The following is a 15,904-nucleotide window of genomic DNA, read 5'->3' as shown; positions in this document are numbered from 1 at the left end:
GGCCTGAGTGGTTACAGATGCGCGGGTCGGGCGCGTTACTCCATTTCCGGGATTTCCTGCATGCCTCAGGCCATGCGGTCGCGACTGACGTCGCTCCTACGGAAGGCCGTGATCGCTACCAGTCGATGCGACCCGTCACGATGGTGCGCACGTGGCCGCCGGACCAGACGTCACCGGCCTCGTCCACGCGCAATTGCAGGCGGGCGTCGTAGCCGACTTCGCGGCCCTGGCTGACGATGTATTGTCCGTTGCGACCCGGCAATGCGTCGCGTGATGTCAGCCAGGCGGCCAGGGTCGCGTTGGCGGCGCCCGATGCCGCATCCTCGAACGCGGCTGGCGCCCCCACGAAGGCGCGCACGGCGAGGTCATAGCCCTGGCCTTGCGCGCGCGCGTAGGCGCACACGCCCATGCTGTCGGTGGCGGTTGCCAGCGCGCTGATCGCGGTCCAGTCCGGCGCAGCGGCACGCAGCGCCGCCTCGTCACGGACTTCGGCCAGCCACCAGCGGCGTCCACCATCCATCAGGGCGGGAGGCAATCGGCCCGCAGGCAGGTTCGCGATGGCCGCTCGCAGTACCTCGTCGCTGTGCGTGTCCCCTGTTTTCACCACGTGGGCACGGGGCGTGCGTACCGCGATGGTGCGGCCGGCAGCATCGTCTTCGACACGCAGCGGCAGCAGGCCGGCCACGCCCTCCTGCACCAGCAGGCCATCGATGGGCGTCGCCAGTCCGGCATCGAGCACGACATGCGCCGTGCCCACGCTCGGGTGGCCGGCGAATGGCACCTCGCGGCGCGGGCTGAACATGCGTACGGCGTAGCTCGCCCCCGGTTGCGTGGGCGCGAACACGAAGGTTGTTTCCGGCAAGCGTGTCCAGCGGGCAATGGCCTGCATGGCTGCATCGTCCAGTCCGGCGGCATCGAGCACGACGGCCAGGGGATTGCCGGCGCCAGGGCGGTCGGCGAACACGTCCAGCTGGACGTAACGGCGAGAAGTCATGTCGGGGTTTCGCGTGGGGGCCGCGCAGCTTACCAAGTCACCTGGCCATCGATGACCAACTGCACCTGACCGCCGATCCAGACATGGCTCTCGTCGTCCACCTGCACCCGGACGCGGCCGTCTCGCCCCAGTTCGCGGCCCTGGCTGGCCAGATAGCATCCCGAGTCGCCGGGCAACGCGCCTGCGGCGTGCAGCGCGGCGGCGATGCAGGCGTTGACACTGCCGGTCACCGGGTCTTCCGGAATGTTGTCGGCAGGGCAGAACGCGCGCACGGCGAGGTGGTGGTCGCTGCCGGGTGGCGTCCGGCCGAACACGGACAGGCCCACCGCGCCCGTGGCCGTGGTCAATGCAGCGATCGCGGCAAGATCGGGCACCAGGTGTCGCACGGCTGCGGCGTCCTCCAGCTCCACGAGCCACCAGGAAGGTCCGTTGTTCCACAGCCCGGGGCGGAGGCCCGCAATCGGGAGTGATGAAAGGACGGCATCCAGGGCAGGGAGCGGCGGCGTCTCGACCAGATGCGCTTGCGGCGTCCTCAGTTGAATCATGGGTTGAGGGCCGCTGTCGTCGATCCGGACGGGCAACAACCCCGCGGCGCATTCCTGTACCAGGCGGTCGGATGCGGTGACCAGGCCAGCCTGCAGCGCGACCCATGCCGCACCCACACTGGGGTGACCGGCGAACGGGAGTTCCTGCCGGAGGGTGAAGATGCGGATGCGGTAACTGGCGTCGGGCGTCGTCGGCGGCAGGAAGAAGATGGTCTCGGACAAGTTCGTCCAGGCCGCGAACGCCTGCATGCGGGAGGTGGCCCAGTCGGCCGCATCCAGCACCACACCCAGCGGGTTGCCGCCGCCAGGACGGTCGGCGAACACGTCGACCTGCAGGTAGCGGTGGGAGGTTCGTTGCATGCGGTACGGTCCGGTCCTGCGCGGAGGCTTCGGCTAGAATCGACGGTTCACGCCCGAAGGGTTCGGGCATCCCTCGCCATTCTATCCATGCCCTCTGCCTCCCCCGCGTCTGATCGTTGGATTGTTCTCAAGTTTGGCGGCACCTCGGTGTCGCGTCGCCACCGCTGGAACACGATCGGCGCGCTGGCGAAAAAACGCGCGGAAGAAAATGATGCCCGCATCCTGGTGGTGGTGTCGGCCCTGTCCGGCGTCACCAACGAACTGACCGCGATTGCCGATGGTGCGACGGACAGCGCGGAGCGCGTGGCGAAGCTGGAACAGCGCCACCGCGAGTTCCTCGCCGAACTTGAGCTCGATGCGGAGGCCGTGCTGGGCGATCGCCTCGCCGCGCTGCGCAACCTGCTGGCCGATTCGCGTGCCGCCGGCCGTGCGCTGGACTGGCAGGCCGAGGTGCTGGGGCAGGGCGAACTGCTGTCCTCCACGCTGGGCGCGGCCTACCTGCGCGCGCAGGGGCTGGACTTCGGCTGGGTCGATGCGCGCCACTGGCTGCAGGCCAACTTCCTGCCCAACCAGAGCCCGTGGGCGCAGCGGCTGTCGGTGTCGTGCAACACCGCGCCCGACCAGGACTGGCGCCGCGCGTTCGCGGGGCAGTCCAGCCGCATGCTGCTGACGCAGGGCTTCATCTCGCGGCATGCCGATGGCGGCACCGCCATCCTCGGTCGTGGAGGCTCGGACACGTCGGCGGCGTACTTCGGTGCGTTGCTCGGTGCCCAGCGCGTGGAGATATGGACCGACGTGCCCGGCATGTTCAGCGCCAATCCGCGCGAAGTGCCCGATGCGCGCCTGCTGACGCGGCTGGACTACTACGAGGCCCAGGAAATCGCGACCACCGGTGCCAAGGTGCTGCATCCGCGCTCGATCAAGCCGTGCCGCGATGCTGGCGTGGCGATGGCGATCCTGGATACGGAGCGCCCCGATCTTCCCGGCACCACCATCGATGGCAGCGCTATCACGGTGCCCGGCGTGAAGGCGGTCAGCCGCCGCAACGGCATCGTGCTGGTGTCGATGGAAGGCATCGGCATGTGGCAGCAGGTGGGCTTCCTGGCCGACGTGTTCGCCCGCTTCAAGAAGCATGGTCTGTCGGTGGACCTGATCGGTTCGTCGGAGACCAACGTCACCGTGTCGCTGGACCCCAGCGAGAACCTGGTCAATACCGACGTGCTGGCCGCGCTTTCCGCCGACCTGGCCGAGATCTGCCGGGTGAAGGTGATCGCGCCGTGCACGGCGATCACCCTGGTCGGCCGTGGCATGCGCTCGCTGCTGCACAAGCTGTCGGATGTGTGGGCGATGTTCGGCCGTGAACGCGTGCACCTGATCTCGCAGTCGTCGAACGACCTGAACCTGACGTTCGTGATCGATGAAGCGGACGCGGAGGGCCTGTTGCCCGTGCTGCACGAGGCGCTGATCGACAGTGGCGCGATGCCGACCGACGAAGCCAGCGTGTTCGGCCCCAGCTGGCGCGAGATCAACGGCGCCGTGCGTCATCGTGGCGTGCGCTGGTGGAGTGCCGCCGCAGCGCGTGCACGACTGCTTTCGCTCGCGCAGGCGGGCACGCCGCGCTATGCGTACAACCTGGACGTCGTGCGTGCCCGTGCGCGCGCACTGGCCGGCATCGGCGCGGTGGATCGGCGCTTCTTCGCGATCAAGGCCAACTCGCATCCGGCCATCCTGCGCGCGCTGGTGGAGGAAGGGTTCGGGCTGGAGTGCGTGTCGCGCGGCGAACTGGAGCATGTGTTCGAGGTGGCGCCGACGCTCGCCATGCAGGATGTGCTGTTCACGCCGAGCTTCGCGCCACGCGAGGAGTACGCGTTTGCGCTCGACAAAGGCATCAACGTCACCCTCGACAATGTCGAGGCGCTGCAGCAGTGGCCGGAGGTCTTCCGGGGGCATCGCGTGTGGTTGCGCGTGGACCTGGGGCGCGGCGACGGCCACCACGACAAGGTGAAGACGGGCGGCAAGAGTTCCAAGTTCGGCCTGCCGCTGGTCAAACTGGAAGAATTCCTCACAGCGGCACGTGCGCTGGATGTCCGCATCACCGGCCTGCACGCGCACCTGGGCAGTGGCGTGGAGAGCGCGCAGCACTGGAACCAGATCGCCGACGAGCTTGGCGGACTGGCCGATCAGATCGGCACCATCGAGACCATCGACATCGGTGGCGGACTGCCCATCCCGTATGCCGAGACGGACGAACCCTTCGATCTCGCGGCATGGGGTGAAGGCCTTGCCGCGATCAAGGCGGCGTACCCGGCATATCAGTTGGTGATCGAGCCGGGCCGCTACCTGGTGGCGGAATCCGGCGTACTGCTGGCGCATGTGACGCAGGTGGTGGAGAAGCTGGGCATCCGGCGCGTGGGCAGTGATGCCGGCATGCACACCCTGATCCGGCCAGCGCTGTACGACGCCTGGCACGATGTGGGCAACCTGTCGCGGCTGGACGACGAAGCGCAGGAACCCTTCGATGTGGTGGGCCCGATCTGCGAGTCGAGCGACGTGTTCGGCAAGCGTCGCCGGCTGCCCTCGGCGACGGCGGAAGGCGACGTACTCCTGTTCTCGGATGCAGGAGCGTACGGCTACGTGATGGCGAGCCATTACAACCTGCGTGGGTTGCCGGCTGAAGACGTGATCGAAGGAATGGCAGGCGATGACGCCGCGCACTGAGTTCACCCTGCTCAGCATGCTGATGGCGGCGGCGGTGCTGGTCGGCGTGCTGCTGCTCATGGATGCCGATCGGCGCGCCCCCGGCGTGCGCGACGTGCTGTCCGCGCTGAGGTTCGCGCCCGCCGCTTTGCTGGCGACAGGTGCGGGGACATGGTTCGTCACCCGCTGGCACGCGCGCGCCAGGTCGGTGGGACGCGACTGGAAGCCCGGTGGCATGACGCTGCGCACGTTGCTGGTGGTGTTCCTGCTGTTCCCGGTCTCGCTGGCGGCCTGGGCCATGGTCGCCCTGGGCGTCGACCAGATCATGGCCGATGCGCCTGGCGCCATGGGCTGGTTGCCGGTCATCGTGTTTTACGGTTCGCTGGCCGCGCTGCTGTTCGGTGCCGTGCCCGCTTTCATCCTTGAATATTTTGCCTGTCGCCGCTTCCTGCGCCGGCAGGCGGTGCTTTCCACGGGTCACGCATGACGACTTTCGACAAATCCAGCATCCGCGTCTTCCGCTTTGTCCGCTGTTCCTTCGATGCGGAGACGGGCGTCGCGCGCCTGGTCTATGCCTTCGACGAAGGTCCTGAGCTGACCGAGACCGTTACCGTTCCCGGCGCACCCTTCACCCTGGACGCGACCCGCTCGCGCGCCGTCGAGCAGGCTGTCCGCCTGCTGCACCTGATCACCGGCGTCAGCTACTACAAGGCGGCGGTGCCCAATGAAATCCGGATCGACGGCTATGCCATCGACGCAGCCACGGCGGTGCTGCTGGAGCAGGTGTACGTACACGGGCTGGGCGAATTCGCGTACCGCAACGGGCTGAGCCTGCACGGCCGCGTGCGCTTTCCCGTCGGCGCACAGACGCCGGCTCCCGCTGCCGCCACGGGCCTGCGCGAGCATGCGCTGGTCGCCATCGGCGGCGGCAAGGATTCGCTGGTCAGCATCGAGGCGCTGCGGGGTGCCGGCATCGGCCAGACGGTGACCTGGATCGGTGGCTCGCAGCTGATCGCAGCCTGCGCGGCGCGTACCGGCCTGCCGACGCTCAACATCGGCCGCGCGCTGGCGCCGGAGTTGTTCGACTACAACCGACAGGGGGCGTGGAATGGGCATATCCCGGTCACCGCGATCAACTCGGCCATCATGGTGCTGGCCGCGCTGCTGCAGGGCGTGGACCAGGTGGTGTTCTCCAACGAGCGCTCGGCCAGCTACGGCAGCATGATCCCCGGCACGGGCGAAGTGAATCACCAATGGTCGAAGGGGTGGGCGTTCGAGCGCGCGTTCGGCGACTTCGTGCAATCGCATGTCGCCGCCGACCTGCATTACTACTCGTTGTTGCGCCCGCTGTCGGAGCTGGCGGTGGCGCGGCAGTTCGCGCGTACCGATCACTACGATGCCCATTTTTCCAGCTGCAACCGCAACTTCCACCTGCTCGGCGAGCGCCCGACCAATCGCTGGTGCGGTGTCTGTCCGAAATGCCATTTCGTGTTCCTCGCGCTGGCGCCCTTCATGCCCAAGCCGCGACTGGTCGGCATATTCGGACGCAACCTGCTCGATGACGCGAACCAGACGGGTGGCTTCGATGCCTTGCTGGAGTACCAGGACCACAAGCCGTTCGAATGCGTCGGCGAAGGCCAGGAATCGCGCGCGGCGATGGCCGTGCTGGGCGATCGGCCGGAATGGCGCGAGGACGTGATCGTGGCGCGCTTCAATCATGAGATCCGCCCGCAGCTGGATGCCGCAGCGCTGGCGGTGGCCCCGTTGCTGGAGATCGGCGGCGAGCACCGCATTCCGGCCGCGCTGTGGGAGCGCCTGCGTGCGAATTTCGCAGCTTGAGGGTCGACGTGTCGCTCTGTGGGGATGGGGGCGCGAGGGTCGCGCCGCCCATCACGCCGTGCGATCACGGTTGCCGTCGCTGCCGTTGACGCTGTTCTGCAACGAAGCGGAGGCGGCGGAAGCGACCGCGCTGGGCGACCACCAGCTATCCGTGGAAACGCACGCGACGGGCGAGCGGCTTTCTGCGTTCGACATCGTCATCAAGTCGCCGGGCATCAGCCCGTATGCACCCATCGCGCTTTCGGCAACGGAAGCGGGAACGCGCTTTGTGGGCGGCACCAGCCTCTGGTTCGCCGAGCATGCGCAGGCCGACGGTATCGTCGCGCACTCGATATGTGTCACCGGCACCAAGGGCAAGAGCACCACGACGTCGCTGCTCGCGCACCTGTTGCGTGCAGCCGGGCATCGCACCGCGCTCGCGGGCAATATCGGCCTGCCGTTGCTGGAAGTCCTGGAACCACAGCCCGCGCCGGACTACTGGGCGATCGAGCTGTCCAGTTACCAGACGGGTGATGTCGTCGCCAGCGATGCCCGCCCCGACATCGCCATCGTGCTGAACCTGTTCCCGGAGCACCTGGATTGGCATGGCAGCGAGGCGCGCTACATCGAAGACAAGCTGAAGCTGGTCACCGGCGCGCACCCCCGTGTCGCGGTGCTGAACGCCGCCGATCCCCGCCTGGCGGCCCTGTCGCTGCCGCGAAGCGACGTGCACTGGTTCAACCATGCCGACGGCTGGCACCTGCGCGAAGATGCGCTGTACCGGGGCGACGCCTTCGTGATGGACACCCGGCCGTTGCCGTTGCCCGGGCGACACAACCGCAGCAACCTCTGCGCGGTGCTGACAGCGCTGGAGGCGGCGGGCATCGAGGCGCTGCCGCTCGCGGCGCATGCAAGTTCATTCCGCCCTCTACCCAATCGTCTGCAGACGTTGGGCACCCGCGCAGGCATCACCTGGGTCAACGATTCCATCAGCACCACGCCGCATGCCACGCTGGCGGCGCTGGAGTGCTTCGCCGGCCGGCGCATCGCGTTGCTGGTCGGTGGTCACGACCGTGGCGTGGACTGGTCGGATTTCGCGGCGCACATGCGTGTGCAGGCACCGCACGCGATCATCACGATGGGCGCGAATGGCCCGCGTATCCATGCGCTGCTGGCGACGGTCGCAGCTGAGGGTGGTTTCAGCCTGGCAGGCGTGGAGACCTTGCCGGACGCCGTCGCCGCCGCACGCGCGGCGCTGGACGGCGACGGCGTCGTCCTGCTGTCGCCCGGCGCACCGAGCTTCGGCCAGTATCGGGATTACGTGGCACGCGGACGCCATTTCGCGGAGCTGGCGGGCTTCGATCCCGACGACATCACGGCCATTCCCGGTCTCGGCATTGCCTGAGCGCGACCGCGCACGCGCCGTCAAGCCCGGCGCGCAGGGGCGGCGTACACTGCGTCTGAACCCCGACGAGGAGTCGACGATGCGCCGCATCCCGCTGTTGCCGTGCCTGCTGTTTCTCCTGTGGTCCCCCTCGCTGCTGGCTGCCCCTGTCGCCACGCCGGTCGACTGGACCCTCGGTGGCGATACTTTTTCAGGCTACCTCGTCTACGACGACAGCGTGAAGCAGCCACGCCCGGGTCTGGTGATGGTGCCGAACTGGAAAGGCGTCAACGCGTCTGCGATCGAGAAGGCACACGTGTTCGCCGGCGACGACTATGTGGTGCTGGTTGCCGATGTCTACGGCAAGGGCATCCGCCCGGATACAGATGCCGAGGCTGGTCCCGTCGCCAGCGCGATGCGCGCCGATCGTCCGAAACTTCGCGCCCGGATACAGAAGGCGGTCGAGGTGCTGCGGCAGCAGCCGGCCACGCTGGTGGACCGCGCCCGCATCGGTGCGTTCGGCTACTGCTTCGGTGGCAGCACGGTGCTGGAGCTGGTACGTGCCGGCGATGCACTGGCAGGTGTCGTCAGCTTGCATGGCGGGCTGGCGACCGACCTGCCGGCGGCCGGGCCGGTGAAGTCGCCGGTGCTGGTGCTCAACGGAGGCGACGATACCTACGTGTCGGCCGCGGAGATTTCCGCTTTCCAGGACGAGATGCGCAAGGCCGGTGCCGATTGGCAGTTCGTGAACTTCAGCGGCGCGGTGCATTGCTTCGCCGAAGCCGATGCCCGGAATCCGCCGGGCTGTGTCTACCACGAGCGCTCGGCCAGGCGGGCCTACCGGATGATGGCGGACTTCTTCGCCGAGGTATTCGCGAAGTGACGCGCCGCGCGGGTCAGTGTCCGCGCTCCACGGCGTAACGCGCCAGGCCGCGCAGGGCCGCCAGGGCATCGGATTCGGGCAGGCCATGGAGCGCCTGTTCGGCCGCCGCCGCATACTGGTTCGCCCGCTCGCGGCTGTATTCCAGTCCACCCGTGGCGCCGATGGCGGCCAGGACGTCGGGCATCGCATCGGCATCACCGGACTGCACGACGGCGCGCAGGCGTTCCGAGGTCGCGGGGTCGGAGTGGCGTATCGCATGGATCAACGGCAGCGTCGCCTTGCCTTCCGCCAGGTCGTCGCCGAGATTCTTGCCGAGGGCTTCGGCATCGGCGGTGTAATCCAGGACGTCGTCGGCGATCTGGAAGGCGTAGCCCAGCGCCATGCCGTAGTCGTACAGGCGGCGTTGCGTGGCCACATCCGCGCCCGACGCCATCGCGCCCAGTTGCGTGCCCGCCGCGAACAGCACGGCGGTCTTGCGCTCGATCACGCGCAGGTAGGCCGCTTCGTCCGTATCCGGGTTGTGGACGTGCAGCAGTTGCAGTACTTCGCCCTCGGCGATCCGGTTGGTGGTGTCGGCCAGCAGGCGCATCACGTCCATACGGTCCAGTTCCACCATCAACTGGAAGCTGCGCGAGTACAGGAAATCGCCCACCAGCACGCTGGGCGCATTGCCCCACAGGGCATTGGCCGTGCTGCGGCCACGGCGCAGGTCGGATTCGTCCACCACATCGTCGTGCAGCAGGGTGGAGGTGTGGATGAACTCGATGATCGCCGCCAGCTGGTGGTGGTTTGGCGTGGTCGGGCCGCAGGCCTGGCCGGCCAAGACCACCAGCATGGGGCGCAGGCGCTTGCCACCCGCAGAAATGATGTGGTCGGCGATCTGGTTGATCAGCGCTACGTCCGAGGCCAGGCGCGCCCGGATCAGGGCGTCCACGGACGCCATGTCGGCGTGGGCGAGCGACTGGATGCCGGGCAGGGCCAGCGCGATGCGGGGGGATTCGACGACGGACATGGGACGAGGGGCCGGGAAGTCACTGAATTATAGGGGCTTGGCTGCGGCAATGCCCTACATGTGAGCTGGCGGAAAGCCGATGGCCGGGGTCCGGCAGGTATACTCCACTGGTCTTTGCCCGCGCTTGGCGGGCATCCCTGAACGGATATCGATATGGCCCGCGGCATCAACAAAGTCATCCTGGTCGGCAACCTCGGCAACGACCCCGAAACCCGATACACGCAGGGCGGCATGGCGATCACACGGATCAGCCTCGCCACGACCAGCGTGCGCAAGGACAAGGACGGCAACCAGCAGGAGCGCACCGAATGGCACCGCGTGGTGTTCTTCGGCAAGCTCGGCGAGATCGCCGGCGAGTACCTGCGCAAGGGCAGCTCGGTGTACGTCGAAGGCTCGCTGCGTTACGACAAGTACACCGGCCAGGATGGCCAGGAGAAATATTCGACCGACATCATTGCCGACGAGATGCAGATGCTCGGTGGTCGCGAAGGTGGCGGTGGAGCGGGCGGCGGAGATCGTCCGGCCCGCGCACCGCGGCAGGACTACGGCAACCAGGGCGGCGGACAGCGGCGTCCTGCGCCGGCTCCGGCATCCCAGCCGGCGCCGATGGACGACTTTGCGGATGATGATATTCCGTTCTGAGGCGTGACACTTACAGAACGATAGTGACGCACCGATACTGGATATATAAGGAGCAATACGTGCCGACATGGCTTGTCACCGGCGGCGCCGGTTTCATCGGGGGAAATTTCGTCCTGCGCGCGGTCGCGCAGGGAGTGAAGGTGGTCAATCTGGACGCGCTGACGTACGCGGGCAACCTCGATACGCTGGCGTCGATCAAGGACAATCCCCTGCATGTGTTTGCGCACGGCGATATCGGTGATCGTTCGCTGGTGGCGCGATTGCTTGCCGAGCACACGCCGGATGCGGTGGTGAACTTCGCCGCTGAAAGCCATGTGGATCGCTCCATCGACGGCCCCGGAGCATTCATCCAGACCAACGTGGTGGGCACGCTGGGTCTGCTCGAATCCGTCAGGGATTACTGGAAGTCGCTTGACGTCGAGCGTCGCGAGTCCTTCCGGTTCCTCCACGTCTCCACCGACGAGGTATATGGATCGCTGGGGGATACCGGCCAGTTCACGGAGACGACGCCCTACGCACCGAACTCGCCTTACTCGGCATCGAAGGCCGCATCCGACCATCTCGTGCGTGCGTTCCACCATACATACGGACTGCCGGTACTGACCACCAATTGTTCGAACAACTATGGTCCGTACCATTTTCCCGAGAAACTGATTCCCCTGATCATCGCTCGCGCCCTCGCTGGCGAGCCGTTGCCGGTGTATGGGGATGGCAAGAACGTCCGCGACTGGCTGTTCGTGGGCGACCACTGCAATGCCATTCGCACGGTGCTCCAGAAGGGGCGGGTAGGCGAGACCTACAACGTCGGCGGCAATGCGGAGAAGCAGAACATCGACGTCGTGCACACGATCTGCGCATTGCTGGATGCCCGCGTGCCCCGGGGCGACGGTCAGCCACGCAGCAGCCAGATCACCTTCGTCACCGACCGGCCAGGCCATGATCGACGCTATGCGATCGACGCGTCCAAGCTGCGCGACGAGCTGGGATGGGAGCCGGAATACACCTTCGAGCAGGGCATAGGCGAAACCGTCGACTGGTACCTGTCCAACCAGGATTGGGTGCGGCGCGTGCTGGATGGCAGCTACCGCCTCGAGCGCATCGGCGCCGCCGCCTGAACCGGGAGTGCTGAACATGACGACGCGCAAAGGCATCATCCTGGCGGGGGGCTCCGGCACCCGCCTTTATCCTCTGACCCAGGCCATCAGCAAGCAGCTGCTCCCGGTCTACGACAAGCCCATGATCTATTACCCGCTCAGCGTGCTGATGCTGGCGGGCATCCGCGATGTTCTGGTGATCAACACGCCGCACGAGCAGGCACTGTTCAAGGCGCTGCTCGGCAATGGATCCCAGTGGGGCATGAACATCGAATACGCGGTCCAGCCAAGCCCGGATGGCCTGGCACAGGCTTACCTCATCGGTCGCGACTTCGTCGACGGAAAGCCGAGCTGCCTGGTTCTGGGTGACAACATTTTCTACGGGCACGGGTTTACAGAACAACTGCGCCGCGCGGATGCCCGCGAAAGCGGCGCTACCGTGTTCGGGTACTGGGTCAACGACCCCGAACGCTATGGTGTCGCTGAGTTCGACAACGACGGACGCGTGATCGGTATCGAAGAAAAACCATCTGTGCCGCGATCCAACTATGCCGTCACCGGTCTTTACTTTTACGATGGCCAGGCGAGCGACTACGCAGCATCACTGAAACCATCACCGCGTGGTGAACTGGAGATCACGGACCTCAATCGCTGTTATCTCGATGCCGGCAACCTGCACCTGGAGCAGCTTGGTCGTGGACACGCCTGGCTCGATACCGGCACGCACCAGTCGCTTCTCGAAGCATCGACTTTCATCGAAACCATCGAGGCGCGCCAGGGGTTGCGCGTGTGCTGCCCCGAAGAGATCGCCTATGGCAATGGCTGGATAGATGCGGCTCAGCTGGAGAAGTTGGCGGCGCCACTGGCCAAGAATGGATACGGGCAATACCTGCTTTCGCTTGCATCACGTGGAGTGGTCAGGTGAAGGTCGTTGAAACCAGCCTTCCCGGCTGCGTCGTGGTCGAACCAGCGGTGTTTGGCGACGACCGCGGCTTCTTCTTCGAGACATGGAACGCGGATCGCTACGGCCAGCAGGGACTGCCGACGAAATTCGTGCAGAGTAATGTGTCCTCCTCCTCGCGTGGAGTGCTGCGTGGACTGCACTACCAATGGCCGAATCCCCAAGGGAAACTGGTCAGTGTGCTGGAGGGCGAAGTCTACGATGTCGCTGTCGACATCCGTCGCGGGTCGCCCACTTTCGGCCAATGGGCTGCGGTGATCCTGAGCGCTGAGAACAAGCGCCAGTTCTGGATCCCGGAGGGCTTCGCGCACGGCTTCGCGGTGCTATCCGAACGGGCGATATTCAGCTATCTGTGCACAGCCCAGTACGACAAGGCGGCAGATGCTGGCGTACGGTGGAACGACCCTGCCATCGGCATCGACTGGCCGGTGTCCGCGCCGTTGCTGTCCGCCAAGGATGAAGCCGCACCTTTGCTGGCGGACATCGCGCCGGAGCGGCTGCCGGTATACGTGCCGTGACGTTCCTGTTGCTGGGCGCCAATGGGCAGGTTGGCAATGAGTTGCGGCGAAGCCTGGCGGCGATGGGCGAGGTCGTGCCTACGACGCGGTCCGGTCAGCTGCCCGATGGTGGCCGCTGTGAGATTGCCGACTTCGACCGGCCGGACACCCTGGTTGAGCTGGTCGAGCGCATCCAGCCCACGGTTGTCATCAATGCAGCCGCCTACACGGCGGTGGACAAGGCGGAAGACGACATCAAGGCCGCGTTTCGCGCGAACGCGGAGGCGCCGGGTGTGCTGGCACGGGCATGCGCGGACCGCGGCATTCCTTTCGTGCACTACTCGACGGACTATGTCTTCGACGGGCAGGGCACACGTCCCTACCGCGAAGATGACGCGACCTCGCCGCTCGGCGTATACGGCGCCAGCAAACTGGCCGGTGAAGAGGCGGTACGCGAGGCCGGTGGCCGGCACGTGATCCTGCGAACCGCGTGGGTCTATGGCCAGTACGGCCACAATTTCCTGAGAACCATGCTGAGAGTGGGGACCGACCGGGACGAACTGCGCGTGGTGGCCGATCAGAGCGGCACGCCTACCCCCGCGAGTCTGATCGCGGACGTGACGGTCGAATTGTTGCGCCAGCAGACCGAGGTTTCCGGCACCTTCCATCTGACGCCGCGCGGCGAGACGAGTTGGCACGGTTTCGCGGAAGCCATCTTCGATGAAGCGGTTGCGCGGGGGTTGCTGACGCGCGCGCCCCGCGTTCTGGCCATCACGACGGCGGATTACCCCACGCGGGCAAAGCGCCCCTCCTATTCGCGGCTTGACGTGGGAAAGCTCGAGCAGCAACTGGGGCGTCCGCTGCCGGACTGGCGGACTGGCTTGCAACAGGTGCTCGGCGGCTGACGGCCGGCACACGGCCACGCTCCGCCACCCGTGTTCCGCGACCGTTGAACCCGACTCGTGGGTGTGGAACGATGGCCTCCTGCATCGCCTGGGGAGGCAGTATGACGAAGTGGATCCATCTGGCCGTCAAGGCCATCTTGTTGTGCGCGTGCTTTGCCGCTGTGTCTGCGGAGGCGGCGAACGACGTAGACGTGGGCGCGTTCGTCCGCAAGGACAAGTTCGACGACATCAAGCTCTCGCCGGGCGGTGAGTACTATGCCGCCACCGTCAGGCTCGAGGACAGGACCGCACTCGCGATCATGTTGAGGAGCGGCAACAAGCTGACCGCGCACTTCGTGCTGGGGAAGAACACGCACGTGTCCGGCTTCTGGTGGGTAAACCCGGAGCGCGTGCTGATTTCCATCTCCGAGAAGTACGGCGCGCTGGACGAGCCTCAGCCGACCGGTGAGCTGTACGGGATCAATGCCGATGGCACCAAGCTGGAGATGCTCGTCGGCTACCGGGTGCAAAGTCGTGGCGCAGGGACCCGCATCCAGCCGAAGAAGGTCGAGGATGTCGCGGCGTTTCTGGTCGATACCCTTCCGGGTGACGACAAGAACGTCGTCATTTCCGTATGGCCCTTCAGCGAAGATCCTTACACACGTGCGGAGCGCATGGACGTGTACTCCGGTCGACGGACACAGGTGGCGCGTGCGCCGATCCGGCGAGCCAGCTTCGTGACCGACAACGCCGGTATCGTGCGGTTCGCCAGTGGCGCCGGTTCCGACAATATCCGAAAGCTCTACTACCGGTCGGGTGAAGGCGCCGAATGGTCGCTGATCAACGACGAGTCCGCGACTGGCGTCGGCGAGTATGCGATTGGATTTTCCGCAGATGACCGAATCGCCTATCTGCTGAGCGAGCAGCGCAAGGGTGCCGACATCATCGTTGCCTACGACGTGAATTCGGGTCAGCGCAAGACCGTGCTGCAGGATGCCACGGTCGATCCTTATGCCATCCTCTACAGCGATGGTGTCGTGGGTCTGGACGCCGACGCAACCGGCGGCCGCGTGCCGGTGGGTGCGCTGTACATGGATGGGCATCCCCGCACGGCTTTCTTCGACAAGGCAGCCAAGGAGGCGATCCTGCAGCGGGAACTCGAGCAGGCCTTCGCCGGACACACCGTCGGCATCACCTCCATCACGGCCGATGGCCGCACTGCGCTGGTCGAGATGTCCAGTGACCGCAACCCGGGCGATTTCTACCTGTTCCGCATCAATGAAAGGAAGGCGGACTATCTGCTCAGCCGTCGGGACTGGTTCGATCCCGAGGCGATGGCCGAGTCCAAGCCGGTGCAGTTGGTCGCGCGTGATGGCTCGCCACTGCATGGCTACCTGACCTTGCCCAGGGGCGTGGAGCCACGCAACCTCCCCTTGGTCGTGCTTCCGCACGGCGGACCTTTCGGCGTGCGCGATATATGGCACTTCGATGACGAAGCGCAGATGCTTGCCGGTGCTGGGTACGCCGTCCTCCAGCCGAACTTCCGGGGATCCGGTGGCTACGGCCGCACGTTCCGGGAAGCGGGTGCCCGTCAGTGGGGCCTGGCCATGCAGGACGATGTCACCGATGCGACGAAATGGGCCATCCAGCAGGGCATCGCCGATCCTCGCCGCATCTGCATTTATGGCGCGAGCTATGGCGCATATGCGGCTGTCACGGGTGCAGCCAAGGAACCCGGGCTCTATCGCTGTGCCGCCGGATACGTGGGTGTCTACGACCTTCCGATGATGCATACGCGTGGCGACGTGCAGCGACGGGGCTCGGGCGATACCTATCTGAATCAGTGGATCGGGCCGCGCAATGAACTGGCTGCGGTTTCGCCGGTCAACATGGCCGACAGGATCAAGGTGCCGGTGTTCCTTGCCGCCGGTGGCGAGGACGAACGCGCCCCGGTTCAGCACACTGAAATCATGGAGCGTCGCCTGAAGGCCGCAGGCGTGCCGGTCGAGTCGCTGTACTACAAGACGGAAGGGCATGGCTTCTACATGGAAGCCAACCAACGCGAGTACTACACGAAGCTGCTGGACTTCTTCCACCGCCACCTCGGTGGTGCGAAGGCCAAGTAGGCAGCCT

Annotated in this window: 14 protein-coding genes; 11 read left to right on the top strand and 3 right to left on the bottom strand. The window is 66.1% G+C overall.

What is annotated here, in order from left to right:
• Positions 1–115: 115 nt before the first annotated feature.
• Both AC3DET_RS04200 and AC3DET_RS04195 read right to left on the bottom strand, forming a co-directional pair.
• Entirely contained in the window at positions 116–994 is an 879-nt protein-coding gene (locus AC3DET_RS04200; RefSeq protein ID WP_488390801.1) for a PhzF family phenazine biosynthesis protein, read from the bottom strand.
• Between the two features lie 29 nt (positions 995–1,023).
• The gene (locus tag AC3DET_RS04195) at positions 1,024–1,899 is read right to left on the bottom strand and encodes a PhzF family phenazine biosynthesis protein (protein ID WP_488390800.1); all 876 of its coding nucleotides are present in this window, start codon (positions 1,897–1,899) and stop codon (positions 1,024–1,026) included.
• 87 nt (positions 1,900–1,986) lie between these two features.
• On the opposite strand from AC3DET_RS04195, the gene AC3DET_RS04190 reads away from it, so the two are divergent.
• The 5 genes from AC3DET_RS04190 to AC3DET_RS04170 all read left to right on the top strand — a co-directional run bounded on the left by AC3DET_RS04190 (position 1,987) and on the right by AC3DET_RS04170 (position 8,681).
• The gene (locus AC3DET_RS04190; RefSeq protein WP_488390799.1) at positions 1,987–4,617 is read left to right on the top strand and encodes a bifunctional aspartate kinase/diaminopimelate decarboxylase; all 2,631 of its coding nucleotides are present in this window, start codon (positions 1,987–1,989) and stop codon (positions 4,615–4,617) included.
• Positions 4,601–5,083, top strand: coding sequence for a hypothetical protein (locus AC3DET_RS04185; RefSeq protein WP_488390798.1), 483 nt, complete (start codon positions 4,601–4,603; stop codon positions 5,081–5,083). Before AC3DET_RS04190 ends, AC3DET_RS04185 begins: the two co-directional genes overlap by 17 nt.
• Entirely contained in the window at positions 5,080–6,435 is a 1,356-nt protein-coding gene (gene murL / locus AC3DET_RS04180; RefSeq protein ID WP_488390797.1) for a UDP-N-acetyl-alpha-D-muramoyl-L-alanyl-L-glutamate epimerase, read from the top strand. The genes AC3DET_RS04185 and murL overlap by 4 nt, the downstream gene beginning before the upstream one ends.
• Entirely contained in the window at positions 6,416–7,819 is a 1,404-nt protein-coding gene (gene murD / locus AC3DET_RS04175) for a UDP-N-acetylmuramoyl-L-alanine--D-glutamate ligase (RefSeq protein WP_488390796.1), read from the top strand. The genes murL and murD overlap by 20 nt, the downstream gene beginning before the upstream one ends.
• Positions 7,820–7,898: 79 nt before the next feature.
• A complete protein-coding gene (locus AC3DET_RS04170) occupies positions 7,899–8,681 on the top strand; it encodes a dienelactone hydrolase family protein (RefSeq protein WP_488390795.1) in 783 nt (260 codons plus the stop codon).
• Positions 8,682–8,694: 13 nt separating this feature from the next.
• Here AC3DET_RS04170 and AC3DET_RS04165 read toward each other — a convergent pair whose 3' ends face one another.
• On the bottom strand, positions 8,695–9,693 hold the full coding sequence (locus AC3DET_RS04165; RefSeq protein ID WP_337730402.1) for a polyprenyl synthetase family protein: 999 nt from the start codon (positions 9,691–9,693) through the stop codon (positions 8,695–8,697).
• Positions 9,694–9,846: 153 nt separating this feature from the next.
• Between AC3DET_RS04165 and AC3DET_RS04160 the strand changes: the two genes are divergently transcribed.
• The 6 genes from AC3DET_RS04160 to AC3DET_RS04135 all read left to right on the top strand — a co-directional run bounded on the left by AC3DET_RS04160 (position 9,847) and on the right by AC3DET_RS04135 (position 15,897).
• Complete coding sequence (locus AC3DET_RS04160) at positions 9,847–10,335, top strand: single-stranded DNA-binding protein (protein WP_192200427.1); 489 nt, start codon at positions 9,847–9,849, stop codon at positions 10,333–10,335.
• Positions 10,336–10,394: 59 nt separating this feature from the next.
• Positions 10,395–11,450 (top strand): dTDP-glucose 4,6-dehydratase, encoded by a 1,056-nt coding sequence (gene rfbB, locus AC3DET_RS04155; RefSeq protein ID WP_488390794.1) that lies wholly within the window; start codon positions 10,395–10,397, stop codon positions 11,448–11,450.
• A 16-nt stretch (positions 11,451–11,466) separates the two neighbouring features.
• A complete protein-coding gene (gene rfbA, locus AC3DET_RS04150; RefSeq protein ID WP_488390793.1) occupies positions 11,467–12,354 on the top strand; it encodes a glucose-1-phosphate thymidylyltransferase RfbA in 888 nt (295 codons plus the stop codon).
• The gene (rfbC, locus tag AC3DET_RS04145; protein ID WP_488390792.1) at positions 12,351–12,908 is read left to right on the top strand and encodes a dTDP-4-dehydrorhamnose 3,5-epimerase; all 558 of its coding nucleotides are present in this window, start codon (positions 12,351–12,353) and stop codon (positions 12,906–12,908) included. Before rfbA ends, rfbC begins: the two co-directional genes overlap by 4 nt.
• A complete protein-coding gene (rfbD, locus tag AC3DET_RS04140; RefSeq protein WP_488390791.1) occupies positions 12,905–13,792 on the top strand; it encodes a dTDP-4-dehydrorhamnose reductase in 888 nt (295 codons plus the stop codon). The genes rfbC and rfbD overlap by 4 nt, the downstream gene beginning before the upstream one ends.
• A gap of 101 nt (positions 13,793–13,893) precedes the next feature.
• Positions 13,894–15,897, top strand: a complete 2,004-nt coding sequence (locus tag AC3DET_RS04135) for an alpha/beta hydrolase family protein (RefSeq protein WP_488390790.1) — start codon at positions 13,894–13,896, stop codon at positions 15,895–15,897.
• Positions 15,898–15,904: the final 7 nt, after the last annotated feature.

This window comes from Pseudoxanthomonas sp. 97-1-1, assembly GCF_057773125.1.
This window is presented reverse-complemented; position numbering and strand designations above follow the sequence as displayed.